The organism is Kribbella capetownensis (genome assembly GCF_004331485.1).
GTDB lineage: Bacteria > Actinomycetota > Actinomycetes > Propionibacteriales > Kribbellaceae > Kribbella > Kribbella capetownensis.
Map to the genome: position 1 here is coordinate 392281 of NZ_SJKD01000004.1, position 26696 is coordinate 418976.

Consider the following 26696-nt stretch of genomic DNA (forward strand, 5'->3'; position numbering starts at 1 on the left):
TGGAAGCGAATCCATCCCTGGTAGGAAACGCGGCAGCCCCTGACCGGCGTGATGCCGGCCAGGGGCCTCGGGTGCTACGTACTTACGTGTTACCTCAGCCGTCGGAGTCCGGGGCCGGGATGTACGAGCCTGGCACGTCCTGCGGTGCGACGATCCTGTCCTCACCGGGGTACGGCGTGGCCCAGTCGTGCGCCTGGTACCACGTGAAGTGGTCCATCTGCGCCGGGTTCGCGAAGTCGGCCTTGGCGTCCGGACCGGTGAGCCGCTGCTGCGACTTCCAGTCGTTCCACGTGGCCGCCATGGCCTGCATGTCCGCCGGTACCGTCGCCTTCGGCGCGGGCGCCGCGAGCGGGTTCTGCGCCGCCGGGACGTCCAGGCCGCAGGACGGCGGGGTGCTCAGACCGCCGGTCAGCGAGGTCCGGTTCGGCAGAGCGGTGAACGGCGTGTTGTCGGGGCGCTGGGTGAACACGTCCCGCATCGGGGTGGCCGCACTGTCCTTCTGGTTCATCGGGTGGATCCCGAGGATCTGCTCGATGGTGCGGATCATCGTGATCTGCGAGTAGTAGTGGTTGTCGACCTTGCCGCGCTGGGCCCACGGGCTGATGATCTGGATCGGCGCCCGGTGGCCGTCGATGTGGTCCAGGCCGGCCTGCGAGTCGTCCTCGACGACGAAGATCGCCGAGTCCTTCCAGTACTTGCTGTGCGAGATCGTCTCGACGATCTTGCCGACCGCGAGGTCGTTGTCCGCGACCTGGGCGGCCGCGTTCGCCGGACCACCGGTGTGGTCACTGGACAGCCAGAACATGTTCAGGTTCGCCGGACCGTTCTTGTCGAAGTCCTGCTTCCAGATCTGCTCCCGGTAGATGTCCGGGACACTGGTGTCGAACTTCGGGAAGCCGTGCACCGACACGTCGTTCAGCGACGGGATCGGCGAGGACGAGACCAGCGGGTACTTCGTGTCCTCCCCGGTGGCGATCATGTTCTTGGTGTCGCAGTACAGGTTCTGCCAGCTGGCGCCGGCCGGCTTGGTCAGGAACTGCTGGAACTCACCGAAGTCGCGCACGGTCTTGTCCGCCGCCTGCGCACCGCTCCAGATGAAGCCGGTCTGCTGGTGGCCGAGCGCGTCGTCCTCGGTGTCGTAGCTGCGCAGGTACTCGCCGGCCGAGGACTCGGTGTACTCCGGGTTGTCGGCCTGCATCAGCCAGTTGTGACCCTCGGCCGAGTTCGTGCCGATGTCGTAGGTGTTGTCGTAGAGCCCGAACTGCTGGGCCAGCGCGTGCTGGTTCGGCGTCACGTTCTCACCGAACTGCGCCAGCGCCGGGTCGCCGTCGCCCTCGGGTATGTCGCCGTAGACCTGGTCGTAGGTCCGGTTCTCCTTGACCAGCAGGAAGACGTGCTTGATCGTCGACGGCTCGCCGAGCCGCTGCGGGACCGGCACCGGCTTCTTCTTCGCCGCCTCGCCCTTGCCGTTGGCCACCTGGACCGAGCCCTTGGTCCAGCCGTTCTGCTGGAAGACCTTGGCCGTGTCGGCGCGGATCACGTTGTCGGTCGGCAGCTTGAACCGCTGCAGGCTCGACGTGGTGTCGTGAGTGCCGCGACCGGCGGCGGTCGTCGTACGCCGGGCGTCGATGCCGCGGGTGTTGGAGACCAGTACGTCGTCGCCGACCGTGGTGATCTCAGCCGGGAAGTAGTCCGTCGGCAGCAGGCCGACGTAGCTGACCGGCTCCAGCGGAGTCGTGTACTTGTAGACGGCGACCGCGTTGGCGCGGCCGAGCGTCACCAGCAGGTGACCGTCGTCGGTGAGCGTCACTCCGTCGGGCTCGTAGCCCACCGAGGCCTCCGGCCATGGCTGGGTGGCGACGGTCTGGACGATCTTGTTCTTGCCGGTGTCGATGATCGACACGTCGTTCGTCTGGGTGTTGGTGACGAACAGCGCCTTGCCCTTGGCGTACAGGGCGGTCGGGTGCAGACCGACGGTGATGCTCGTCGGGGCGGCGGCCGGCTTCGCCAGGTTGATGACGCTGACGGTGCCGGTCGTCGTCGCCGCGGTGACCGGGTTGGCCGGCACCGGGGTGTTGTACGAGTTGATCGTGGTCTCGCCCGGCCGCGCCGTCCGGCCGCCCTCGTTGCTGACGTACAGCTTGTCGCCGACCATGATCAGGTCACGCGGGGCGATGCCCACCGGCCAGCTCTGGATGATGTCGCCGGTGCCCGCGTTGATCGCGACCACGCGGTTCTGGCCGTTGACGGCGGAGTACACGATCGAGCCGTCGGACGAGAACACGGCCTCGCCGACCAGCGCGTGCTTGGGTCCGTCGGCCGGGATCGACACGAACGTCGGGTTGGCAAGGCTGCCGTCCGGGTTCACCGCGAACCTGCGGTAGCCGTCGGTCTGCCCGAGCCACAGCTGCGATCCGTCCGGGGAGTACGTCGGGCCTTCCTGGCCGATGTCGTTGCCCGGGATGCGCAGATTCGCCGCGGCGTTGTTGCCGATCAGCTGCTGCACCTTCCAGTCCTTCAGGTTCACGATCGCCAGCGCCATGCCGCCGTCGGTGATCGAGGCGGCGACGTGGGTGCCGTCGGGGCTGACCGAAGAGGACATGATCTTGCCGGGTTGAAGGAGCAGACGATCGCCGATCGGCTTCAGGTACTGGTCGCTGGAGATGACCAGACCCTTGTCGGTGGTGTCACCGACGTGCGAGGTACCGAACTGCGTGGTCTGGGCCGAACCGGTACCGGCGGCGAGGACGGCGACAACGGTGGCGCCTGCCGTGACGAGTGGTACCCGGCGGCCGATGCGTCGACCGAGAAGGCCCGAAGGCTTCTTCTCGACACGCCGGCGGAGGCGTGTTACTTGCATCTTGGGTTATCCCTTCGGGGTGGGTAGCAGATCGACGTTGCCGTCGAACTGCCACAGGGGGTTGGGCGCGTCACCGATCGGCGTACGGACCAGGAAGAAGCCGTTGACTTCCTTCGGTCCGTCGCCGTCGGCCATGAAGCGCCCGTCGGCGGTGATGTCCAGTTGGTAGATGGCTTGCCCGGTCGCTGCGACGCCGGGCAGGTGCCACGAGACGACGCAACGCCAGTCGTTGCCGGGGCCTACCGGGTCGACCTTGCCGTCGCCCTTGGTGCACGCCGTCGAAGCCTGCAGTTGGGCTTCGGTGACGTCGGGACGGTTGAGCTGCTTGGTCTGCACCCGGTAGAGGTGGGCGAACGCGGTCGACACGCCGGCCTCGACCTTGGTCTGCTGGATGCCGGCCGTCGCCGAGGCCGTCACCGCGGCGAGGATCGCGATGGTGACGGCGAGCAGGCCGGCCAGCGGCACCAGCCCGACGGTGATCGCCCGCCGGCCCGAACCGTCCGAGGTCAGGTTGGTGAAGTCGCGCCGCAGGAAGAGCAGGTACGCGAGCACGGTCGCGGTGACCGCCCAGACCAGGCTGACGACCACTCCGATCAGCAACGGAGCGAGCTGGCCCGGACTGGTGAACAGGCCCTTCCAGGCCGTGAACGCGTATCCGGGCAGAGCCAGCCGTACGGCGACCGGCAGCGGCAGCATCTGCGCCAACTGCATCGCGAGTGCCACGAGCGCCGGAAGCAGCAGGCCCATCGGAGACCGGCCCAGTGCGACGGACCCGAGCAGGCCGATCGCGGCCAGCGCCAGGGTCGGGGCGATCGCGCAGACCCAGGCGAGCAGGACGTTCCCGGCGGCATTGCCGGCCGGCAACAGGTGGCCGTCGAGGCCGACGAGCGGCTGGTTGCCGACCGCGATGAGTCCGCCGACCGCGCTGGACACGGCCAGCCCAGCCATCAGCAGCATGATGACCGTCAGACTGGCCAGCGCCTTCGCTACGAAGATCCGTTGCGGCGAACGGACCGCCACCAGCAGGTGGCGCCAGGTCCCGAGCCGGTCCTCGGAGGCGAACACGTCTCCGGCGACCAGCGAGGTCAGCAGCGGGAGCGCCCAGTTCCCGGAGAAGCCCAGGATCACCAGCGGTCCGGCCCACCCGGTCGCGTGCATCCAGCGGCCGAAGAGGGTGTCGACCGGAAGCGAGGTCTGCTGGCTGACGGCGGCGACGAAGAGCGCGGGTGCGATCCAGCAGGCGACGACGATCAGGCGGATCCGCCATTGCGAGGTCAGCTTGACCAACTCGAACCGGTAGCCGCGGGCCACCGAGACGGGATGGGCGACGGCCGGGCGGGCGTCGGCGACGGTCGCGGTCACTGACCGACCTCCTGCTGCTCGGTGAGGGCGAGGAACGCTGCCTCGAGGGGCGACACCACCGGCGCGAACTCACGTACCGCGATGCCGGCCTGCACGAGCCGTACGACGAGATCGTCGAGCGCGGGCACCAGTCCACGGACAACGAAGAGGTCGTCGTTCGGGGACACGGCCTGGTCGACCGTGATCCCGGCCGTGTCGGCAGCCACCTTGCGGGCTGCTTCTGCATCGGAAGTGACCAGGCGGTAGTCGAGTTCACCGTTCTCGGCCGCGAGTTTGCTCAGCGGTCCGGTGAAGACGATGCGTCCGGTGTTGAGAATGGTGACCTCGGAACACAGGGCCTCGACGTCGTCCATGCGGTGACTCGAGAGCACGACGGTCGTTCCCTCGGCCGCCAGCCGGTTGAGGACACCATGGACATGCCTCTTCCCTGCCGGGTCGAGGCCGTTGGACGGCTCGTCGAGCACGATCAGCCGGGGCTTGGTCAGCAGAGCGGCGGCGAGGCCGAGTCGCTGCCGCATGCCGAGAGAGAAGCCACGGGTCCGGTCGTCGGCGACATCGGTGAGGCCGACCTCGGCGAGGACGGCGTCGATTCCGGCCGTCTCGGTACCGCCGCGGAGATCGGCCAAGGCGGCGAGGTTCTGCCGGGCGGTCAGTGATGGGTAGAGCCCGGGTCCGTCGACGAAGCCGGCCACTCCTTCGGGCGCGGCCAGTGCGCGCCCGACCGGCGTACCCAGGATCTCGAGGCTGCCGCTGTCGGCGACGGCCAGACCGAGCAGGAGACCGAGCAGTGTCGTTTTGCCGGCGCCGTTCGGTCCGACGAGTCCGTGGATCTGTCCCTGCGCGACATCCAGGTCGATGCCGTCGAGGGCGACGACCTCACCGAATGCCTTGGTGATCCCGCGCGACCGGACCGCGATGAGTGCGTCCATGCATCCCTTCCTTCATAACCTCAAGGAACTTAGGAAATGCAGACGACGCCCACGGGGGTTCTGAGGTTAACGGCCAAAGAACGGGCGGCGACCGATATCCATCGGTGTCAAATGTAGTGGCTGACGGGGGCCAGGTAATTGGGTAGCGGCGCGTCGGGCCCGCTGGTAACGTCCTCGGCCTGTCTTTTCGGGTGGCTTCTCTGCACTGCGTGAAGGATCGAATCGAACCGGATGGCTCTCCGGGGCGGGACCCTGTTGATCGCCGCCAGTCCGTTGTTCGTACATCTGCCAACAGAGTCGAGGCTCTTTCGATGGTCGATTCCGCACACACCCTTGCCGGCACCGATGAACTCGAGGCCGAACGGGCCTTCCTGACCGAGGCGCGCGCCGCGCTGGCCCGCATGTACGGCGACGTCTTCGGGCGCGAGATCCCGGTGATCGGGGGCGAGGACAACGACGAGCGCTTCACCAACGAGGCCAACCAGCGCGCGTACGAGCAGCGCACCCGGGCGCTGATCGACCTGCCCGACGTACCGCTGTTCTTCGGGCGGCTCGACTATGAGGCCGGCGCGATCGAGGAACTCGACCGGATCTACATCGGCCGCCGGCATGTGCACGACGGCACCGGGGCGCCACTGGTCATCGACTGGCGCGCGCCCGTGTCGGTGCCGTTCTACCGCGCCACCCGCAGCGATCGGCAGCAAGTCCTGCTGCGGCGCCGGTACGGCTTCTCCGACCATGCCGAGCTGACCGGCTTCGAGGACGAGCCGCTGATCGGGACAGTCGTGGCCGACCAGGCCGACGCGTTCCTGCGCGCCGAGATCGAGCGCCCACGCACCGGGCCGATGCGCGACATCGTGGCCACGATCCAGCCGGAACAGGACGACCTGGTCCGGGCACCGCTGCATCCGTCGGTCTGCGTGCAAGGCGCACCCGGCACCGGGAAGACCGCCGTCGGCCTGCACCGCGTGGCCTATCTTCTCTACACCGAGCGGGAACGGCTCAGCCGCGGCGGTGTCGTGATCGTCGGGCCGAACCGCTCGTTCCTGTCCTACATCCGCAAGGTCCTGCCCGCGCTCGGCGAGGTCGACGTACGGCAGACCACCATCGACGAGTGGATCAGCCAGGCCGCCGTGGCGGCCGACGAGCCGGAGGCCGCGCGGGTCAAGGGCGATGCCCGGATGGCCACCGTGCTGCACCGGGCCTTGTGGTCGTACGTCGGTACGCCGACCGCCGGAGTCCTGTACAGCAAGGGATCCCGGCGCTACCGCGTGCACGAGGACGAGGTCAGGGAGATCGTGTCGTCGCTGCGCGAGTCGACGCGGTACGCGCCGGGCCGCAACGCTCTCGCCCAGCGGATCGCGCACGTCGTCCTGGTCCGGATGGAGGAGCGCGCCGAGTCGCCGGACGACCGCGTGCAGAATGCCGTGGCCCGCTCGAAGCCGGTGCGCGAAGTGCAGGATGCGGTCTGGCCGCGAGTGTTTCCGCAGCAGGTTCTGCACCGACTGTTCTCCGATGCCGACTTCCTCGCGCAGGCCGCCGGCGACGAGCTCACTGAGGACGAACGCGCCGCGCTGCTGTGGACCAAGCCTGCGCGGTCCTGGAAGTCCGCGAAGTGGTCGGCCGCCGACACCGTGTTGCTCGACGAACTCGAGGACTCGATCGAACGCAGCAGCGGCTCACTCGGCCACCTCGTCCTGGATGAGGCGCAGGACCTGTCGGCCATGCAGCTGCGCGCGCTCGGCCGGCGCTGCCGCACCGGCTCGGCCACCGTCCTCGGCGATCTCGCCCAGGCGACAACCGCCTGGGCCGCGGGCTCCTGGGATCGCGTCCTCGGTCACCTGGAGAAGTCCGACGCCGTGGTGGCCGAGCTCGACCGGGGCTTCCGGGTCCCGGCGCAGATCATCGACTTCGCCGCGAAGTTGCTGCCGGACATCGCGCCCACGCTCGGCGTACCGACCGGTGTCCGGACTGTCGAGGCTGCGCTGAGCGTCATCGAGGCCGACGAACGCTCCTTCGTGGACAAGCTCGTCGACGCCTGCAAGACCGACCTCGGCGGCGAAGGTTCGGTCGCTCTGATCGCGGCCGACGACCAGGTCTCGGAGCTGATGGACGCGCTGGTCGCTGCCGGTCTCGAGCCTGCACTTCTCGGCGCAGGGGAGGAGGAGATGGACGCGACGCGCCTGGTCTGCGTGCCGGCCTCCCTGGCGAAGGGGCTCGAGTTCGACGCGGTCGTGGTCGCCGAGCCGGCCCGGATCGTCGCGGCCGAACCGCGCGGCCTTCACCGCCTGTACGTCGTCCTGACCCGAGCCGTCAGCCGTCTCCACATCATTCACACCGAGCCTCTGCCGGCCGCTCTCAGTCAGTAGCGCTGGGGAAGGCCGGGCCGCGCTTGTCGAGGAAGGCTTCGATTCCTTCCTTGGCGTCGGGCGTGCTGACCGCGGCGCGGATCGTCAGAGCCTCGCGGCGCATGGCTTCTGCGGGCGCCGGGGTGGCGGTCATGCGGAGCAGCCGCTTAGCCAGCTTGCGCTCGACCTGGTTGGGCAACCACCCCTAGAGCGGCACGCCCCAGGCAGCGAAGGTGGCGGGAGCCGCGTCGTAGTACTGGCCGGGGTTCTGGTGGAGCCATCGGACGTTGGCCGCGCTGATCGGGGAGTCGAACAGGCGGAGGTCGTCCACGTCGGCCACGGACGAGTCCGGGTTGTCGCCGCCGACATTCAGTTCGGTCGGTTGCAGCAGCGCACCCACCGAGTAGGGCTCGATCGTGAACGGCTTGCCATCCAGGAAGAACCGGATCGCCTTCTGGTCGCACGATGCCGCCACCTGCGTCCAGGTCTCGGCGGCGATCGGTCCTCGCGCCGAACTGAGGATCCCGGTGGTGCCGCTCGCGCCGAACAGGCGCACCCAGAACACCCCGTCCAGGATGCCCGCGTGCGCGACTTCGGAACTGCTGTTCCGCAGGACGAGGAAGCGGGCGCCGCTGCTGCTGGCACGACACTTCACCCACGCCGAGAACGCCCAGCCTGGCGGCGATGCCGGCCAGGTGAGCGTGGTCCTCGACGCACCCGGACCGGTGCCGTTCGAGCCGAGGGCGGACCCCTGGACGCCGGTGATCCAGGACCCGGCCCCGGTGAGCGTGAGATCGTTGCCGGACGGCGACTTGTCGTCCACCAGCGTCCCGGCGTTCTCGTTGAAGTGGTAGATGCCGCGGGCAACATTCTCCGGCCGGTACGGCGTGGCGACCGGTGCGCCACTCCAGTACCCCGAGGTCACTTCGGCGAGGAAGTTCTTGGTGAAGGTCAGGTAGTCGTACGACACCTGACCACCGGCGGTCGCGTCGCCACCGATGTACAGCGTGTCCAGTCCGTCGATCGCCGGCGTCACGTGCGGGACACCGTCGCCGATGTTGACGGTCTCCTGGGCGTCCTCGAGCCGGACCTGCACGTACGTCGGGTTGATCGCGAACAGGAACCGGGTCCATTGGCCGACCGTCAACGTCGCCGTACTGGTCACCGAGACGGTGCCGTCGTCGATGGTGGTCCAGGTGGCGGTGACGGTGCGCGCGGTGTTCACCACGACGCGGACGCGTCCGTTGCCCAGGGCATCGTTGATGGCCAGGACCGGGGCAGCCGTGCCGGTCGGTGCGGTGTCGAGTCGCAGCCAGCCGGAGAGGGCGAGCCGGTCGCAATCGGGGAAGTTGATCGCCCCTGTCGCACCGGCTGCTGCCGCCGCCGAGACCAGAGCCCGTCCGTACAGGCCGGTGGTGAAACTCGCCGATGGAGCGACCGTGAGATCCCGGCCGAACCTGCCGAAGTCGTCGGCGGTGTCGTGGTCGAACGGGTAGATCGCCAACTGGTGGTCGACCTGCTCGGCGGCGATCAGCGTCGGCCAGTACGTCTCCTCGACCGGGTCGTTCCACCAGCGCAGATCGTCGATGATCCCGTTCAGTGCCTCAGTGCCGGTGAGGGTGTTCCGCCCGGCCTCCATGACGACCTCGGTCGCGGAGTAGGTGAAGGCGGCCGTGGCGTTGACCGACAGGACCTCGACACCGTCGACGGCGATCGTCACGGTGTCGGTGCCCGGCGTCGCGTCGTACACGACCAGGACGTGGTGCTCCAGGCCGTCGCGGATGCTCGAGCTCGTGCTGTACGTCGCGCCCGCGATCCTCGCCTCCACGTTGCCGCCGGAGTTGGACGCGTAGACGGCCCAGTTGAGGGTGCTGCTGCTGGTCGCGGACGCGATGCAGCGTGGCGCGGCGGTGGTGTCGTTGAGTTGGACCCACGCGGCAACTGACAGCCCACCGTCGGTGTTGAGTGGGTAGAAGTCCTCTCCGGCCCTCGGCGGCCGGACGACCACATGCAGTGCGCCGCCGGTGCAGTTGAGGCCGTCGCCATACCTGGCCGCGACCAGGACCGCCGATCCGACGATCGTGCCGGGCAGGAAGTAGCCGGCGACGTCTCGTACCGTCGTCCCGTCGACCGTGTCCGCGTTGAACGTGTAACCCGCCGCCTGCGCCACGGTCTACCCGGCCCGGCGGACCCGGATGGTCACCGTCAGATCGGCACCCGAGGCCGTCGATCCGACCTGGTCGACATCGACGGTGAGATAGTCGCCGGCGGCCAGCGCGGTGACGTCCGGCGGGTCGCCGGCGTCGGTGTTCGTCCCGGACGCGATACTCGGCCGCTTCCCCTGGTCTGTGTAGATCGTCGTGCCGTTCCTGTTCACGTCGACCACCAGCGCCGCGCCGGTCGGTGCGGTGTTCACTGCGGCCCGGACGGTCTCGACGACGTATGCGTCTTCGAGGTAGATCCGCGACTTTCCGGTCGCGACCGCGACGGCTCCGGTCACCGAGAACGTGTACGCCTCGATCGGCACCGCCAGGACGCCGTCGATGGTCAGACTTCCCTGGACGTGCATCAATACTCCCCCCACCGGTGGCCCCCTGCCGCCCGGACGCCCGAGCGTACGGGATCAGTGAGCGCTGTAGCCAGGCCAACGGGGCGCACCTAGTCTGGAAAAGTTGCGAGGCGGCCGTGGAGGGGCGGGCGATGCCGGTGGTGAAGGACGAGGGTGCGTCCTTCTGGGGAGGGCCAGACAGACTGCGCGGTCGCCGCTCCGAGTGCGCAACGCTGGACGAACTGATTTCCGCCGTTCGCTCGGGCGAAGGGCGTTCGCTGGTACTGCGCGGCGAGGCCGGCGTCGGCAAGTCGGCGCTCCTGGGCTATGCGATGACGAGAGCCTCGGACCTGCGGGTGCTCCAGGTGGTCGGCGTCGAGTCGGAGATGGAGCTGGCCTTCGCTGCGTTGCATCAGTTGTGTACGCCGATGTTGCACCGGCTGGACCGCCTTCCGGCTCCACAGCGTGATGCGCTGACCACGGTCTTCGGCCTGACCAACGCGGGGCCACCGGATCGGTTCTTCGTCGGACTCGCCGTACTGAGTCTGCTCTCCGAGTTGGCGGAGGAGGGCCCGCTGTTGTGCGTGGTGGACGACGCGCAGTGGCTGGATCGGTCCTCGGCGCAGGTCCTGGGAGTCGTGGCGCGGCGGCTGATGGCCGAGCCGATCGGCGTCTTGTTCGGAACGCGTCAGTCCGGGGTGGAGCTGCGGGCTCTGCGGGAGCTGGAGGTCGTCGGGCTGCGCAGCGACGAGGCGCGGGCGCTGCTGGAGTCTGCGGTTCGGTTCGGACTCGATACGAGCGTCCGGGACCGACTCGTGGCCGAGACCGGCGGGAATCCACTGGCGTTGCTGGAGCTGCCGCGTGGGCTGACCGTGGCGCAGCTGGCGGGCGGCTTCGGGCTGTTCGGCGCGCAGGCGCTGTCCGGGCGGATCGAGGACAGCTTCCTGGCGCGGATCGCTGCGCTGCCCGAGCCGACCCGGATGCTGCTCCTGGTCGCGGCGGCGGAGCCGGTCGGCGACCCGCTGCTGGTCTGGCAAGCGGCTGGGCGGCTGGGCGTCGGAGACTCGGCGGCGGCCGATGCCGAGGCAGAAGAGTTGCTCGTGATCGGCGACCGGGTGGCGTTCCGGCATCCGCTCGTACGTTCAGCCGTCTACCGATCGGCGACGCCACAGGATCGCCGGGCCGTGCATTCCGCGCTGGCCGAGGTGACCGACGCGAGGATCGATGCCGATCGCCGGGCCTGGCATCTGGGTACCGCGGCAGCGGGACCGGACGAGGGAGTGGCTGCCGAGCTCGAACGGTCGTCAGGTCGCGCGCAGGCCCGAGGCGGGCTCGCCGCCGCGGCCGCGTTCCTGCAGCGGTCGGTCGCGCTGACGGCAGAGCTCGAACGCCGTGCGGAGCGTGCACTGACAGCCGCGCAGGTCAGCCTCCAGGCCGGAGAACTCGATGCGGCGCTCGGGCTACTGACGACCGCGGAGACCGGAGTACTCGACGAGTTCCAGCGTGCGCGGGCCGATCTGTTGCGCGGCCAGATCGCGTTCGCCGCAGGTCACGGCAGCGACGCGCCTCCGCTGCTGCTGAAGGCTGCGAAGCAACTGGAGCCGTTCAATCTGGACCTCGCCCGCGAGACCTACCTGGACGCCTGGGGAGCGGCCCTGTTCGCCGGCCGGTTGGCCACGGCGGGCAGTCTGCTCGAGGCGTCGCGGGCCGCCAGAGCCCTTCCGCCCGCCGACGCTCCGCGTCCGTCCGATCTGCTGCTGGACGGGCTGGCGCAACTGGTCACCGAAGGACGCACGGCGGCCGCGCCGATGCTCAGGCGCGCCACCGACGCCTTCGCCGCCAAGGACCTGTCCTTGGCGGACAACTTCCGGTGGGGATGGTTGACCACGGTGCCGTCCAACGTGCTCTGGGACGACGAGAGTTGGTCCACGATCAACGCTCGCCAACTGCGGCTGGCCCGCGCTGCCGGCGCGCTGGCGCGACTGCCGATCGACCTGACCGCACACGCCATCCAGGTCGCCTGGCGGGGTGACTTCACCGAAGCCGATGCGGTGATCGCGGAGATCGGTGCCGTCACCGACGCGACCGAGACCCGCATCGCGCCGTACGGCGCCATGCTGCTGGCTGCCCTGCGCGGGCGGCAGACCGAGGCGACCGCATTGATCACGTCCGCCGCTCAGGATGCGGCCGATGGTGGACAGGGGATCGGCGTTCAGTACTCGCGGTGGGCCTCGTCGATCCTGTTCAACGGACTCGGTCGCTACCCGCAGGCACTGGCCGCGGCGCGTCAGGCCTGTGCGGACGCGCCGGAACTCTTCCTCTCCGCGTGGGCGCTGCCCGAGCTCGTCGAGGCCGGTGCCCGGAGCGGTGAGCAGCACCTCGCGTCCGGCGCTCTCGACCGACTGGTCGATGCGACCGCGGCGGCAGGCACGGACTGGGCGCTCGGACTCGCGGCGCGATCGCGGGCCCTGCTGAGCGAGGGCTCTGTCGCCGAAGCCCTGTACCAGGAGGCGATCGATCGCTTGAAGCGGACGCTCCTGCGACCGGAGCTCGCTCGCGCGCACCTGCTGTACGGCGAGTGGCTCCGCCGCCATCGTCGCCGCGTCGACGCGCGGCGCCAGCTACGTACTGCGCATGAGCTGCTCACTGCGATCGGCATGGAGGCGTTCGCCGAACGGGCCCGGCGCGAACTGCTGTCGACCGGCGAGACCGTCCGCAAGCGGCGGGCCGGGACGAAGCGCGACGAGCTCACGCCCCAGGAGAAGCAGATCGCCCTGCTGGCGCGGGACGGTCTGTCCAACCCGGAGGTCGGCGCTCGCCTGTTCCTGAGCCCTCGCACAGTGGAGTGGCACCTCCGCAAGGTGTTCGCCAAGCTCGCGATCGGCTCCCGCCGAGAACTCCGCGACGCACTTCGCGGCGCCGAGTCCTAGGGCGTGTCTGATGGTCCCCCGCCTACGGCGCGGGACCATCAGACACACCCTATGCCCGCACAGATGGAGGAACGATGACGGACAAGACCTTGGCCGGGCAGACAGTCGTGGTGATCGGCGGGAGCCTGGGCATCGGCTTGGAGACCGCGCGGCTCGCCCGGGCGGAGGGCGCGAGCGTGATCATCACGGCCCGCTCACCGGAACGTCTCCAGCAGGCCGGCAAGGAGCTCGGGGCGGATGTCGCCGCGTTCGACGCGACCGACTTCGACCAGCTGGAGACCTTCTTCGGCGACCTGCCCACCCCGATCGACCACGTTCTCGTCACCGGTCCCGGTCCGTACTACGGACTGCTCGCCGACATGGACTTCGACGCGGTACGCCGGGACCTCGAAGCGCACCTGCTGCTACCGATGCACGTCGCCCGTCACGCGGCCACCCGAGTCCGTCCAGGTGGGTCGTTGCTCTTCATGGGTGGCACCGGCGGCCGCCGGACGGCGCCGGGCCTTGCCTCCATCGGGTCGCTGACGGCCGCGGGGCCGGCCCTGACGAGGAACCTGGCCGTCGAGGTGGCACCGGTCCGGGTGAACCTGATCGCGGCCGGCTTCGTCGACACCCCGCTGTCCGCCACGATCCTCGGCGACCAGTTGGAGGCCCGTCGTGAGCAACTCCGGACCACCCTCCCGATCGGCCGCGTCGTCGGCGGCGTGGACATCGCGAACCTGGCGATCCACCTGATGATCAACACGGCCATCACCGGCGCCACCATCGACATCGACGGCGGCCAGCAACTCGTCGAAGGCTGACTCCGCTACCCGAACGTGACGACGTACGCCTCCACGCCGGCTTCGTCGAACCTCATCTCCACGGTCCGCTCGAGGACGGCGTCGTACTGGCGCACGAGCTGATACATGCGGCCCTCGCGCAGTACGCCGTTCCCGTCCTCGTCGACGTCGACACCGTGGGACCGGCCCGGCGCCTCGCCGTCGAGCAGCACGCGGAACGGGATCGCGTCCGATGCGCCAGGAGCCAGCACCAGGTGGGCGTCGCGCGCCTGGAACCGGAAGGCGAGCCTCCCTCCGGGCTCCTCCAGTACGACGAACTCCGGCCGAACTGTCCACCGGCCGCCGAGAGCCCAACTGTTGAACGCGAGCCGCTCCGGCAACTGGTAGTCGTGGCGGTCGTCGAGCCCGGCACCGCCCGGCAACTGTCCGCCCCGCGCGTAGCCGAGGTACGTCTCCGGCGTGCGTAGCTGGTTCCAGTCCGCCGGCGCCTCCACGCCGGTACCGATCACGGACGCGGGTTCTCGCTCGATGCCCAGAAGTCGCTGGATGCTGCGCTCCGACTCGACGTAGCGTCCTTCACCGAAGTGGTGATCGCGGATCATGCCGCGATCGTCGGCGAAGTACAGCGCCGGCCAGTAGTGGTTGTCGAAGGCGCTCCAGACCGCGTAGTCGTTGTCGAGGGCAACTGGGTAGTCGAATCCGCGCTCCTTGACCGCCTGCCGCACCAGATCGGTCTCGTGCTCGAACTCGAACTCCGGCGTGTGCACGCCGATCACGATCAGCCCGTCGCCGGCGTACGCCTGCGACCAGGCCCGCAGGTACGGCACGGTGCGGAGCCAGTTGATGCACGTCAGCGTCCAGAAGTCGACAAGGACGACGTGGCCCTTCAGCTCGGCGGAACCGAGCGGCTCGGAGTTGATCCACCCGGTAGCCGCCCCGAAGGAGGGCAACCGCTGACCCCGGAACATCAGGACCTACGACACGGTGGCGACGCGCGCCGCGTCGCGGTACGGGGCCAGGAACGTCGTCAGCGCCGCGAGCAGTTGCTCGGGAGCCTGCTCGGCGACCCAGTGGCCGGAGCCGGGGATGACCACGCTCTGTACGTCGTTCGCAGCCGGCCCCATCCCCTCCGCGACGTGCGGACCCCAGCTGTTCTCGCCGCCGATCCCGAGCACGGGGATCGTCAGCTTGTGCTCCTTGCGCTTGACGTTCTGCCCGGTGGTCACCTGCCACGCGCGGTAGAACCCGAAGCTGGCGCGCAGTACGTCCCGGTCGCGGTTGTAGAGGCTGACGTAGTACTCGATGGCGTGCTCGGGCGCCGTCGTACCGCCGCCCTGGATGGTGAATTCGTAACGGTAGTAGGCGTCCGCGTTCGTACCGACCATGTCCACGATCAGCTCGTCGTCGACGCGGTTGAACGGGATGTGCCACACCTTGTCGTTGACCATGTCGGGGACGAACAGGGGTGGACCGTCGACCACTCCCGGTGGTCCAGGCACCTCCGCGACGGCGAGGGACTCGACGCGGTCACGGTAGTCGGCGGCCAGCGCGTAGCTGATCACCATTCCGGTGTCGTGGCCGACCACGGCAAACCGTTCATGTCCGAGCGCGTCCATCAGCGCGGCCAGGTCGGCGGCCAGTGTGGCCGCGTCGTAGCCGGTCCTGGTCTTCTCGGTCAGCCCGATCCCGCGCTGGTCGACGGCGATGACGGTGAAGTCCTGGCCCAGTGCCGGCATCACCTCACGCCACGCGTACCAGTTCTCCGGCCAGCCGTGCACCAGCAGCAACGGCGGACCATTGCCGCCGACGACCACGTGCTGGCGCAGTCCGCCGGCATCGATGATCCGGCTCGTGAACGTGTCGGTGAAGCCTTCCGGCAGCCGCGGAGCCGCGGACACGGATCCAGGATCTGTCGTCGTAGTCGGTTCGGGTGTGCTCATGGGAAGCCCTTCGCAGGCGACGTCTGGTGACGACGTGGATCACCAGCGTCGCCGCTGTCCGCGGCTGCTCGCGCCGGTCGAACACCCTGGCATGCCCTGGACCGTCAGGACAAGGGACTGTTCGTCCGAAACAGGCGCATGATCAGCGGTATGGATGATCTGCAGGAGATGGTGACGGGCTTCCGGGCTTCCGCGGCGCTGAGTGTGGCGGCGGAGCTCGGAGTGTCCGACGCACTGGTGGGGGAGCGGCGCACGGTTGCCGAGCTGGCGGCCGTCGTCCAGGCCGACGAGGAGACGCTGGGACGACTGATGCGCGCGCTGGTGGCTGTCGGGGTGTACGCCGAGCAGGACGGGACGTACTCCAACACCGCGATGGGTGAGCGGTTGCGGTCCGACGTACCGGGAACGTTGCGACCGTTGGCCCGGATGCAGCAGGACCCGGCACTCTGGTCGGCCTGGGGTCACCTCGCTCACAGTGTGCGCACGGGTGAGAACGCATTCGAGGACCTGCAGGGTGTCGATGTGTGGGCGCACCGCCAGAAATATCCGGAGTACAACACGATCTTCAACGACAACATGACCGCGCTGAGCTGGTACGTCGGGAAGGCGGTCGCGTCGGCGTACGACTTCTCCGGGGTGAGCAAGATCGTCGACGTCGGGGGAGGGCAGGGGATCCTGCTGGACGCCGTACTGAATCAGCACGAGCACCTGCAAGGTGTGGTGTTCGACCTGCCGCATGTTGTGGCGAAGGAGCCGCGATCCGCGGCAGTCGCGTCGCGGTGGTCAGCCATAGCGGGCAGTTTCTTCGAGGCGCTCCCGTCCGCGGACGCGTACCTGATCAAGTCGATCCTGCACGACTGGCCGGACGACCGCTGCGTCGAGATCCTCCGAACCTGCGCCGCGGCGCTCAACCCCGGCGGCGTCGTCCTCGTCGTCGAGCTGGTCCTGGACCGGCCCGGCCACGAGGTGGTGGCCGCGTTCTCAGACCTCAACATGCTCGTCCTACCCGGCGGTCGCGAACGCACCGAACCCGAGTACGCCGCCCTGTTCGCAGCCGCCGGCCTCCGCTTGAACCAGGTCATCGACACCGGCACCCGCATGTGCATCATCGAAGCCGCTCTCAGGTGACGTCGACCTCCCGGACCTGGGCCAGTGGTGTGCTCAGGACGGCGAGCGAGCGCGCGAACAGGTTGCAGACCGCGAAGGGGACAAGGAGGGCGGCGTAGCAGAGCACACCGACGGTGGCACCCAGGTGGTCCACGAGCAAGCCGACGAGCAACAGGCCCAGCCAGACCAGGGACTGCGCGGCGAAGTTGGCCACCGAGCCGACCCGGCCGACGAACTCGTCAGGCACAAGACTGGCCAGGTACGCTTCCCAGACCGAGACAGTCGGCACCGACGCGAACACGAACAGCGCGGCGGTGAGTGCGATCTGCCACTGCTGCGGCGACACGGCAGCCAGGGCGAGGGTGACGACGTACACCCACCCGCCGATCAGAAACACCCGCCGGGACCCGGCGCGTTCCAGGATCCGGCCGGCCAGGACGGCTCCGAGCAGGCCGCCGATCAGGACCATCGAGTTGATGACACCGATGGTCCGAGGTCCGGCGCCACGCTCCTTCAGCAGGACGATCAGCAGGAGCAGGAACGAGTTCCCGACCATGTTCGTCACCGCGACCCACACCATCGTGTACCGCAGGAACGGCGTACGACGGACGACCCGGAGACCACCACGCACGTCAGCCAGGAAGCTGGGTTTGCCCCCGGAGTCGTCCGACCTCGGCTCCGGCCCGAGCGGTCGACGGATGAGTGCGGAGAACAGCGAGCCGAGCAGGAACGTGACCGCGTCGAGAGCGAACGGCAGCCAGCGCGCGAGCGTGTAGAGCAGCGCGGCCAGCGGCGAGGCGATCAGTTGGGCCGCTTGGTGAAGACCCTGTTCCTGAGCGGCCCGCGCGGCGAACTGCTCACGCGGCACGATCCTGCGCAGCGCCGGCAGTTCCGCGCCCGAGGCCACGCCCACGAGAAGCCCGGCGAGCAGACCGATGGCGCCGAGCACCGGGATCCAGACGTGCCCGGTCCAGATGATGATGGTGACGCCGGCCATCAGGACGGCCTGCAGCAACGGAACGCCGACCAGGATGAGGCGACGGCTGACCCGGTCGGCCAGCGCCCCGCCCCACAGCGTCGTGATCAGCAGACCGATCCGGCCGGCGGCGGCGATGACACCCGCGCCGAACACCGAGCCCGTGCCGAAGACCACCAGCAACGGAAACGCGACCACGGACACGTTGCTGCCGAGCACCGAGAACGCAGTCCCGGTCCACCAGCTCAGGTAGTCCCGGTTACGCCAGAGCGACTGTGGCTCGGGACTCGTCCGGTCGGCCACCTGCGCGACGGTAGCAACCCTCCGGGTTCAGGTCAGGTCGAAGGAGAGCAGGGTGATGCTGTGCGGCGGGAAGTCGTAGCCGGCATCGGTCAGATCGAGTACGCCGCGATCCCTCAAGGCGACGTTGTCCGGGCTGCTGAGGCTGTTCGAGGCCAGTACGTCGTCCACGTCCACGCCGAGATCACGGACGGCGACCTGCGTCGGCAAGCCCTCGGCTCGGCCGTCGAGCAGGAGGTCGGCGCGGATGGTGGCCGTACGGTGGCGGTTGATCACAGCCAGCCGCAGCGAGCGGCCGTCTTCGGTCCGCGTCGCCGAGACATCGAGGTCGGGCACGGTGCCGCTGCGCGTGCGGAACTCGCCGGCCGCGTCACGTGCATCCCCTTGCCGTACGGCGGCCAGCCGCCCGGATGACCGGACGTCGGCGGTCAACGCGACCGAGCCGAGGTGGTTCTGGTACAGGTCCCACACGTGGTACGTCGTGGCCCGCACCGCGCCACCCGGTCGGGCGACAATGACGCCGTTGGCGTTGAGCAGGTTCACCGTGTTCGCCATCGTCACCGGTACGTCGTGCCCGCTCGCCCGGTGCAGTGCGTGGAAGACGCCCCCATAGAACAGCGCGTCCGCCAGGGTGCGTGGGCTCCACCGATTGACCCGGCGGCAGCGCTCGGTCGAGAGCCCGTCGACGTCGCGCTCGATCGTGCCGCCGTCGTCCGAGGCTTGCGGCTCGGGCCAGGTGTCCGGCTCGACGTGACGGATGTTCCACTCGTCCAGCGCGAGGCCCAGCGGCCGTTCGATTCCGTGCTGCGCGGCCAGGCCGGCAACGAGATCGGCGTACGTCTGGATCTGCTGCTCGAAGTACTGCGACTGCGCAACGATCTCGTCGTACTCGGTGGCGCCGTCGACCAGTTGGGTGGTCGCGCCGTAGAGGTGGAAGGACAGGTAGTCGATCTGGTTCCCGACCGCCTTCAGGACGGTGTCGGTCCAGCCGCGCCGGTCGTCGGTGAGTCCGACGCCGATGAACTTGAGCGACGGGTCGACGGCGCGCATGAAGCGGGCGTGCTCGGTGGCGTCGGCGGCATACGCCTCGGCCGAGCGATGACCCATCTGCCAGCGGCCGTAGACCTCGTTGCCGAGACCCCAGTACTTGACCTGGTACGGATCCGGGTGCCCGTTGGCCGCACGCTTCCGTGCGTACGTCGTGTCGCCGCCGTAGTTGGTGTACTCGACCCAGCGGACCGCGTCGTCGACATCACGACAGCTGTGCGCGAGATACGGATCGGTGCCGACCTCGGCGCACCAGGCGAGGAACTCGTCGGTGCCGAAGTGGTTGTCCTCCTCCTCACCCCACGCGAGCTCGAGCCGCCGCGGCCGCTCGGCGCGCGGCCCGATCCCGTCCTCCCAGTGGTACGGCGAGGTGAAGTTGCCGCCCGGCCAGCGGACCACCGGGAGGCCGAGTTCGCGGCACAGCTTGACGACGTCGCGGCGCAGGCCGTTGCGCGCGCCCGGATCGTCGTACGCCAGGGCTGAGCCTTCGTCGAAGACGCCGCCGTCGATGTTGCCGAAGAACGCCGACTCCAGGAAGTGGCCGTAGATCAGCGGGTCGATCGGGCTGCGCCGGTCGGTGCGGATGTCGATGGTCGCGGTGGTCGTCACGGGTGCGGGTTCTCCTCGTCCAGGGAGCTGAGGGCGGTGTCGTAGGTCTTCGCGCCGACTTCGAACATCGAGGTCATCCAGTGGTAGAAGTTGTCGCCGCGATCCCGCAGCGTCGCGTACAGCCGGCCCATCAGCTCACGCCGTACGCCGGCCAGCTCGGGGTGCTCGTAGCGGTTCTGCAACTCGTGCGGGTCGGTCGCGAGGTCGTAGAGCTCGTTTCCGTCGGCGGGGTTGACGATCAGCTTGTAGCGGTCGGTCCGGATCATCCGCTGCGGATACGGGAAGTGGTGGCCGTGGAACTCCGCGACCACGGCATCCGGCCAGTCCGCGGGGCGGTCGCCCGCGATCAGCGGCAGCAACGACCGGCCTTGGTAGTACTGCGGGACAGTGAGCCCAGCGAGCTCCAGGAAGGTCGGGGTGAGGTCGGTCAAGGTGGCGAAGCCGTCCTCGGACCGACCGGAAGGGTTCCCCGGAATCCTTGCCAGCAAGGGAATCCGGTAGATGTCGTCGTACATCGCCGGACCCTTGTCGTGCAGCCGGTGCGACCCGGTGAACTCGCCGTGGTCCGCGGTGAAGAACACGGCCGTGTCGTCGGTGAGCCCGAGTTCGTCGAGGACGGCGAGGATCCGGCCGACCTGCTCGTCGATCAGCGTCACGTAACCCCAGTACGCCGCGATCAGCTTCCGCCAGGTGTCCGGCGAGAGGCTGTCGAACGTCCAGTGCGAGGAGTAGTGCTGCTGCACACGGGGCTTGTTGGCGAAGGTCTCCGCGATCGAGACCGGCAGCTCGACATCGGCCGGGTCGTAGCGGTGGTAATACGCCTCGGGCAACAAATACGGCAGGTGTGGTCCGAACCAGTTGCAGCCGAGGTAGAACGGCCGCCCGTCCTCGGCGTACCGGCGGAGCTGCTGGATGGTGCGCTCGGCAAGAAAGTACTCGAAGGTGGCTTCCACTGGCTGGTCGAGGATGCCGGCGAGAAGGTTGCCCGGCTCCCCGTTCGCGAAGGTGCCGCGGACGGGGGAGTGCACCGCGAACTGGGGATAGCCGTTGTCTGCGAGGTACTGCAGGTAGTCGGGATGCTGGACGGCGTTGCCCCAGCCGGCGTAGTGCTCACCGTCGTACCCGAAGTCCTTCGGTCCCTTCACCTTGCCGACGTGCCACTTGCCGACGTGGCCGAGCTGATAGCCGGACTCGCCGAGCAGTGACGAGAACGGCGGGAACATGTCGTCGTCGAGCTCCTCGCGGTAGCCGACATTGCGCTCGTAGTTCGCCAGCAGTGTGTGCTTGTAGGGGAGTACGCCGGTCTGCAGCGTGGCCCGGGCCGGAGTGCAGATCGCGGTCGGAGTGAAGCCGTTGGTGAACAGCGTGCCGGCGGCCGCGAGCCCGTCCAGGGCGGGGGTCTCGCACACCCGGTTGCCGTAGCAGCCGAGGGTGTCCAGGCGGTGCTGGTCGGTCATCAGGAGCAGGATGTTCGACGGCACTCGGTCTCCAGAGCTAGGGGTCATTGCTTCACCGCGCCGGCCAGACTCTCGACGAACTGCCGCTGCAGTACGACGAACACGGCCACTACCGGTGCCAGGGACAGTACGGCGGCCGCGGCCATGCCGGCCCAGTCCGTGTCGTTCTCTCCGACGAACGCGGACATACCGACCGCCAACGTGCGCAACTCGGGATGGCTGAGCGTGAACACCAGCGGCAGCAGGTAGGCGTTCCACGCGGCGAGGAACTGCAGGATGAACACGCTCACCGTGATCGGCTTGGCCAGCGGCAGCATGATCCGGAAGAAGACCGTGAGCGGCCCGGCGCCGTCCATCCGGGCCGACTCCTCCAGGTCCTTCGGGATGGTGCGGAAGAACCCGGCGTACAGGAGCGTCGCGGCCGCGTGGCCGCCCGCGCCGAGCCCGAGGACTACGCCGAGGTGGGAGTTGAGCAGTCCGAGTTGGTCGGTCAGCTGTGTGACTGGGATGATCGTGTAGCCCTCCGGCAGGAAGAAGGTGACCAGGAAGACGCCGATCAGGACCTTCTTACCGACGAAGTCGTACCGCCCGAGCACGTAGCCCGCCAGCGCGCTCCGCATGATGACCAGGGCAACGGTGCCCAAGGTGATGAGCACGGTGTTGAGCATGTACGACGAGAACCCGACCTCCGACCAGGCCCGGCTGTAGTTCTCCCACACCGGTGCCTCGGGCAACAGATTGAGGCCCTTGCCGAAGATCTCCGGATTGGTCTTCAGCGAGCCGGAGACCAACCACAGGAACGGGTAGATCCAGACGGCACAGAGCAGCGCGAGACCGGTTCCGATCAGCCAGCGGGAGCTTCTGGTCGCGGTCATGCCATCGCCCGCCGAGCCGCCCGAATCCCCAGTGCTTGGGCGATCGCCAGTGCCATCGTGAGCAGGCCGAACAGCACCGCGGCCGCTGAGGCGTAGCCGAGCTGCGGGACCGTGGCGCCGAACGCGGTCCGGTAGATGTAGACCTCGACCACCTCCGAGGAGAACGCCGGGCCGCCGCCGGTCAGCGTCATCACCAGGTCGAAGACGTTCAGTGCGCCGACCATGTCGATCAACGTGATCACCACGAGGAACGGCAGCAACAGCGGCAAGGTGACGTACCGGAATTCCTTCCAGTTGCCGGCGCCGTCGATCCGCGCGGCCTCGTAGAGCTCGTTCGGGATTGTCTGCAACGCGGCCAGCCAGTAGATCAGCGTGATGCCGAGCCACTTCCACACCCAGACACCGATCACGCTGTACAACGACATCCCGGACGAGCCGAGGAAGTCGACCGGACTGTCGACCAGGGCCGACTTCACCAGCGCCAGGTTGACCGGCCCGCCGGCGTCCAGGATCAGTGTGAACACGACGCCGACGATCGCGCCGGTGGTCACCACCGGCAGGAAGAGCAGAGTGCGGAAGAGCCCGCGGAACGGCGTACTCCGCCGGTTCAGCACGATCGCGAGGAGCAGCGCCAGACCGACCCGCAGCGGTACTGCGATCGCCAGGAAGACCAGCGAGTTGCGGAACGAGTTCCAGAACAGGTCGTCGGCCCACAGCAGCTCGAAGTTCGCGAAGCCGATGAACGTGCCGACGTCGGCGAACCCGGGCCAGTCGAGGAACGCGTACCACCAGCTGGCGACGAGCGGATAGACCGTGTAGAGGCCGTATCCGACCACCGTTGGCAGCAGGAACAGGTAGATCCACCAGTCGTCCCGCATCCGCCGCCAGACGGTACGCCGCTTCGGCGCGGGCGCCGGCGCCTTCTGTCGTACTGGTGCCTCCGTGGTGACGGTCACTTGTAGCTGGCCTGGGTGTAGTCCTGACCGGGCTGCCAGTTGCCGAAGACCCAGTCGTCCTCGCTCACCTCGGCGCCCTTCTTCTTGGCGGCGTCGATCGCGCGCTTGCGTTCCTTGGTGGCCTTGTCGGCGTACTGCTGGAGCGCAGCCTTGTAGTCCTTGGTCGAGCCGGTCAGCACGGCCTGGACGATCTCACCGGGACTCGGGTGCACGTCGCGCATCTCGGCCAGTGCCTTCGCCACACCGCCGTTCCGGACCTCCGGCACCGGCCCGATCCGCACGTCCTGCTGGAAGAACGAGACGTTCTTCTTGTACGCCGGGTGCACGTCGGCCTTGTCCACCGAGTCGAGCAAGATCGGCGGCTGGTCCATCCGGGTGGCCAACTGGGCGGCGAAGTCGGCCGTGGTCATCTGGAACAGCACATCGGCGGCGACCTTCGGGTTCTTGGCCTGGTCCGAGACGAAGAACGAGCCGGGCGCGGGCGCGACGTACACCGTGCCGCGTTGCGTCGACGGCGCCGGGATCTGCCAGGCGCTGATGCCTCGCTTGACGGCCGGCGACTCCTCGACCATGAGACCGCCGATGAACCACGGGCCCCACGGGAACAGCGCCGCCTCACCGGCGGCCCAACGGGCACGCGCGTCGCGCGGACCGAGTGAGGACGACGCCGGATGCAGTACGCCGTCCGCCTTCAACGCGAGCAGGAACTCCATCGCCTGGATGAACGGCTCGCTCGCGACGGCGATCTCCCCGGTCTTCCAGTCGGTCTGACCGGGTGCGCCGGCCATCTGGGCGAAGGCGGTCAGCTTCCCGCCCAGGTAGTCGGTGTCCTTCATCGGCAGCAGCAGGCCGTGCACGGAGTCGGGCGTCTTCTGGTCGAGCGTGCGGACCGTGGCACGGTACTCGTCCCAGGTGGCCGGCGACTGCTCGGGATCCAGACTAGCCTGTTTGGCCAGCGCGCTGTTCACCCAGGTCGTCGAGTCGTGCCACCGGCCGCTGAAGACCGGGAACGTGTACACCTTCCCGTCGAAGCGGTGGATCCCGTCGTACAGGTAGTCCTTCATCGGACTGTTGCCGAGATCAACGAAGTCGCCGATCGGGTGGAACCAGCCGTTGGTGACGAGTGCCGCGACGCTGCCGCTCAGGCCTGCCGTCGAATGGACGTCGGGCAACTGCTTGCTGCGCCGGGCGAGTTGCAGCGCCTGGCCGAGGTCGGCGGGATCGAGCTGACGGCGCTTCACCGTGACGTTGTCGTGTTTGCCGTGGTACTCGACGAACAACTTCTTCTCGAACAGCTCGGTCAACGGCCTGAAGTGGTCCCACCAGTTAACGGTGATCGGGCCACTGGCGTCGGTCGGATCGGCGCCGGCGTTCTGGGCACTCTGGCCGCCGCCGGTGCAGGCGTTGAGCAAGGGAAGGCCGATGGCGAGTCCGCCGGCGGTGCGGAGCAGTTGGCGTCGGGACGGTCGGGGCGTGGTCGAGGTGCTCATGGCGAGTGCCTCCTCAGGGCAGGGCTCAGCCGAGGTCGGGGATCCGGTCCCGCGTGGCCGCAGCCTCGTCGGGATCGGCGGGGGCGGCCGGATAGCCGGCCAGGAGCGCGGAGCGCCGCAGCACGAGGGCGATACCGCCGCGCGCCGCATCGTCGTGGCCCAGCGCGGCGGGAGCGATCTGCAGCCCGTGCCGCACCTGGTTGTGGGTGTGTTTGCGGACGGCGTCACGGATCGGGTCGAGCAACGACGCACCAGCCGCAGCCAGTTCGCCGCCGATGACCACTGTCTCGGGGTTGACGGTGTTGCAGGCTGCCGCGAGGACCTCACCGATCCGGGTCCCGGCCGTCGAGATCACCGCGCGTACTGCGCGATCGCCGTCGGCCAACCGCCGCAGTACTTCGTCGAACCGGCGTACGCCGCACTCCTCGAGAATCGCGGCGAGCGAGACGTAGCGCTCGAGGCAGCCTCGGCCGCCGCACACGCATTTCGGCCCGCGGGGGTCGACGGTGATGTGGCCGAGTTCGCCGGCCGCGCCACCAGCGCCGGAGAACAGATGGCCACCGAGAACCAAGCCGCCGCCGACGCCGTACGAGAGCCGCAGATACAGGACGTTCTGAAGACCTGCGCCGGCGCCCCAGATCGCCTCGCCGAGCGCGGCCAGCCGGGTGTTGTTGTCGACGTACACAGGTACGCCGAAGCGGTCGGTCAACCCGTCGCGGACGAGATGGATGCGGGTGGCTCGGCTCGGCTGGCGGTGGCCGCCGGTCTCCGACACCGGACCGACCACACCGACGCCGACGCCGGCGAGGGCGGACAGCGAGATTCCGTTGTCGGCGGCAAGCGTGTCGACCAGGTCGAGGGCGAGGTCGAGTCGCTTGGACCACGGTGTGCGTTCGGAACAGTCGGTGCCGGCCGAGCCGACGACCTCGTGCGCGACGTTCGCGATCGTCACCTGGATGAAGCGATGACCGAGGTCCATGCCGAGCGCGAGACCGCCGGAGGCGTTGAGTGTCAGCTGGGTGACCGGGCGGCCGCGGCCGCGAGTGGTGGTGTCGTCGATCGCGGTCTCGGTCAGTGCGTCGGCCGCCAGCAGTTCCTGGACGATCGACGACAGTGTCGCCCGGGACAGGCCGGTTCGCTCGGCCAGCTGGGCACGGGTCATCGCGCCCTGCGTGCGCAACACCGTCAGCACCCGATCCTCGTGGGTCTCCCGGAGCAGGCGCAGCGGTCCGGCGGTGTCCTTGGCCATGCGGAGGACTCTGGGCCGTGTTCACGTTTTCTGTCAAGACCTCGGAATTAATCTGCGCGGATTAATTCCGGGCTCTTGACGTAAAAACTCCGACGGCACCAGACTGACGGTGCCGACCTCGGCTCTTGCCTGCCTGATTGCGGGATGGTTTCCTGGAATCCGGGGGTGGTGCTTTGGGGCCGTCGACTGCCGGAGCGACGTACCTGGTCGTGGAGAGCGCGGGATCGGATCACGGGCGGCGGATCAGTCTGGTCGGGAACCGACTGACGGTCGGCCGGCTGCCGAGCTGTGACGTGCGCTTCGACGACATCCAGGTGAGCCGTACGCATGCCGCGCTCTGGCGCCAAGGCGGTCTGGATTACGTCGAGGACCTCGGGTCGTCCGGTGGCACGTACGTGAACGACGTACCGATCGGTTCTCCGCGCCAGTTGTCCGCCGGCGACACGGTGGCCTTCGCGGGGCTTCGGCTGCGCTACGAAGGCGATCGCGCGCCGGCGACGCAGCAGGCGGTTCGCTACGACATCAGGGACCAGCGCGCGGACTCGATCAACAACGTCGGGCGGGACCAGTACAACTACTCGCAGCAGATCATCCAGCAGCGGGAGAGCTTCTTCCGCGAGATCGCGGCGACGAGGACCAAGGCGCGCTGGCTGGTCTGGACGGGAGTCGTCCTCTTCGTGGCCGGTCTGGGCATCGCCTACGCCGGCGGCTACAGCTTCTTCAAGCTGATCGTCGATACGCCGATGGACTCGACCGGTCCGCCGGACAACTTCGGCGACGGCTTCCTGACGACGCTGGTGGGTGGACTGATCAACACCCTCGGCATCCTGCTGATCATCATCGGGATCGTGCTGCACATCGTCGCGACCTCGCGGCGCAAGCGGGTCGACCGGGAACTGCCGCCGCCGCGGCCGTACCGCGGCCCTTGAGA

General features: G+C 68.6%; 20 protein-coding genes. 5 read left to right on the plus strand and 15 right to left on the minus strand.

Features of this window, described 5'->3' with window-relative positions; translation table 11 throughout:
* Positions 1-94 precede the first annotated feature (94 nt).
* Genes E0H75_RS20135 through E0H75_RS20145 form a run of 3 tightly spaced genes read right to left on the minus strand, consistent with a single transcriptional unit; the run spans position 95 to position 5151 of the window.
* The gene (locus E0H75_RS20135) at positions 95-2860 is read right to left on the minus strand and encodes a bifunctional YncE family protein/alkaline phosphatase family protein (protein ID WP_131515116.1); all 2766 of its coding nucleotides are present in this window, start codon (positions 2858-2860) and stop codon (positions 95-97) included.
* 6 nt (positions 2861-2866) lie between these two features.
* A complete protein-coding gene (locus E0H75_RS20140) occupies positions 2867-4222 on the minus strand; it encodes an ABC transporter permease (protein WP_131515117.1) in 1356 nt (451 codons plus the stop codon).
* On the minus strand, positions 4219-5151 hold the full coding sequence (locus E0H75_RS20145) for an ABC transporter ATP-binding protein (RefSeq protein WP_131515118.1): 933 nt from the start codon (positions 5149-5151) through the stop codon (positions 4219-4221). Before E0H75_RS20145 ends, E0H75_RS20140 begins: the two co-directional genes overlap by 4 nt.
* Positions 5152-5462: 311 nt before the next feature.
* Between E0H75_RS20145 and E0H75_RS20150 the strand changes: the two genes are divergently transcribed.
* Complete coding sequence (locus E0H75_RS20150) at positions 5463-7520, plus strand: HelD family protein (RefSeq protein ID WP_131515119.1); 2058 nt, start codon at positions 5463-5465, stop codon at positions 7518-7520.
* Here the strand turns inward: E0H75_RS20150 and E0H75_RS20155 are convergent.
* The 3 genes from E0H75_RS20155 to E0H75_RS20165 are packed head-to-tail and all read right to left on the minus strand — an operon-like array spanning position 7510 to position 10068.
* Entirely contained in the window at positions 7510-7653 is a 144-nt protein-coding gene (locus E0H75_RS20155; protein ID WP_165553868.1) for a hypothetical protein, read from the minus strand. The genes E0H75_RS20150 and E0H75_RS20155 overlap by 11 nt on opposite strands.
* Before the next feature lie 51 nt (positions 7654-7704).
* A complete protein-coding gene (locus tag E0H75_RS20160; RefSeq protein ID WP_131515121.1) occupies positions 7705-9669 on the minus strand; it encodes a LamG-like jellyroll fold domain-containing protein in 1965 nt (654 codons plus the stop codon).
* Between the two features lie 3 nt (positions 9670-9672).
* Positions 9673-10068 (minus strand): hypothetical protein, encoded by a 396-nt coding sequence (locus E0H75_RS20165; RefSeq protein WP_131515122.1) that lies wholly within the window; start codon positions 10066-10068, stop codon positions 9673-9675.
* A 131-nt stretch (positions 10069-10199) separates the two neighbouring features.
* Between E0H75_RS20165 and E0H75_RS20170 the strand changes: the two genes are divergently transcribed.
* Together E0H75_RS20170 and E0H75_RS20175 are read left to right on the plus strand one after the other, a co-directional pair.
* Complete coding sequence (locus tag E0H75_RS20170) at positions 10200-12977, plus strand: helix-turn-helix transcriptional regulator (protein ID WP_131515123.1); 2778 nt, start codon at positions 10200-10202, stop codon at positions 12975-12977.
* Between the two features lie 74 nt (positions 12978-13051).
* Entirely contained in the window at positions 13052-13780 is a 729-nt protein-coding gene (locus tag E0H75_RS20175; RefSeq protein ID WP_131515124.1) for an SDR family oxidoreductase, read from the plus strand.
* 5 nt (positions 13781-13785) lie between these two features.
* Here the strand turns inward: E0H75_RS20175 and E0H75_RS20180 are convergent, their stop codons facing one another.
* Positions 13786-14727 carry a redoxin domain-containing protein gene (locus tag E0H75_RS20180; protein ID WP_131515125.1) on the minus strand — a complete coding sequence of 314 codons (942 nt, stop codon included), beginning with the start codon at positions 14725-14727 and terminating at the stop codon, positions 13786-13788.
* 6 nt (positions 14728-14733) lie between these two features.
* Positions 14734-15699 carry an alpha/beta fold hydrolase gene (locus tag E0H75_RS20185; protein WP_131515126.1) on the minus strand — a complete coding sequence of 322 codons (966 nt, stop codon included), beginning with the start codon at positions 15697-15699 and terminating at the stop codon, positions 14734-14736.
* A gap of 150 nt (positions 15700-15849) precedes the next feature.
* Here E0H75_RS20185 and E0H75_RS20190 point away from each other — a divergent pair, with 150 nt between their 5' ends.
* Positions 15850-16827: a methyltransferase gene (locus tag E0H75_RS20190; RefSeq protein ID WP_165553870.1), complete on the plus strand. Its 978-nt coding sequence runs from the start codon at positions 15850-15852 to the stop codon at positions 16825-16827.
* Here E0H75_RS20190 and E0H75_RS20195 read toward each other — a convergent pair.
* The 7 genes from E0H75_RS20195 to E0H75_RS20225 are packed head-to-tail and all read right to left on the minus strand — an operon-like array spanning position 16820 to position 25765.
* Entirely contained in the window at positions 16820-18085 is a 1266-nt protein-coding gene (locus E0H75_RS20195; protein WP_131515128.1) for an MFS transporter, read from the minus strand. The two genes, E0H75_RS20190 and E0H75_RS20195, sit on opposite strands and share 8 nt — an antisense overlap.
* 27 nt (positions 18086-18112) lie before the next feature.
* The gene (locus E0H75_RS20200; RefSeq protein WP_131515129.1) at positions 18113-19738 is read right to left on the minus strand and encodes an alpha-L-arabinofuranosidase C-terminal domain-containing protein; all 1626 of its coding nucleotides are present in this window, start codon (positions 19736-19738) and stop codon (positions 18113-18115) included.
* Complete coding sequence (locus E0H75_RS20205; protein ID WP_131515130.1) at positions 19735-21243, minus strand: sulfatase family protein; 1509 nt, start codon at positions 21241-21243, stop codon at positions 19735-19737. Before E0H75_RS20205 ends, E0H75_RS20200 begins: the two co-directional genes overlap by 4 nt.
* Complete coding sequence (locus E0H75_RS20210) at positions 21240-22070, minus strand: carbohydrate ABC transporter permease (protein ID WP_131515131.1); 831 nt, start codon at positions 22068-22070, stop codon at positions 21240-21242. The genes E0H75_RS20205 and E0H75_RS20210 overlap by 4 nt, the downstream gene beginning before the upstream one ends.
* Complete coding sequence (locus tag E0H75_RS20215; RefSeq protein ID WP_238163151.1) at positions 22067-23026, minus strand: carbohydrate ABC transporter permease; 960 nt, start codon at positions 23024-23026, stop codon at positions 22067-22069. The genes E0H75_RS20210 and E0H75_RS20215 overlap by 4 nt, the downstream gene beginning before the upstream one ends.
* Positions 23023-24516 carry an ABC transporter substrate-binding protein gene (locus tag E0H75_RS20220; protein ID WP_131515132.1) on the minus strand — a complete coding sequence of 498 codons (1494 nt, stop codon included), beginning with the start codon at positions 24514-24516 and terminating at the stop codon, positions 23023-23025. The genes E0H75_RS20215 and E0H75_RS20220 overlap by 4 nt, the downstream gene beginning before the upstream one ends.
* Positions 24517-24541: 25 nt before the next feature.
* On the minus strand, positions 24542-25765 hold the full coding sequence (locus E0H75_RS20225) for an ROK family protein (protein ID WP_131515133.1): 1224 nt from the start codon (positions 25763-25765) through the stop codon (positions 24542-24544).
* A 173-nt stretch (positions 25766-25938) separates the two neighbouring features.
* Here E0H75_RS20225 and E0H75_RS20230 point away from each other — a divergent pair, with 173 nt between their 5' ends.
* Positions 25939-26694, plus strand: coding sequence for an FHA domain-containing protein (locus E0H75_RS20230; RefSeq protein ID WP_165553872.1), 756 nt, complete (start codon positions 25939-25941; stop codon positions 26692-26694).
* The last annotated feature ends 2 nt before the right edge of the window (positions 26695-26696 follow it).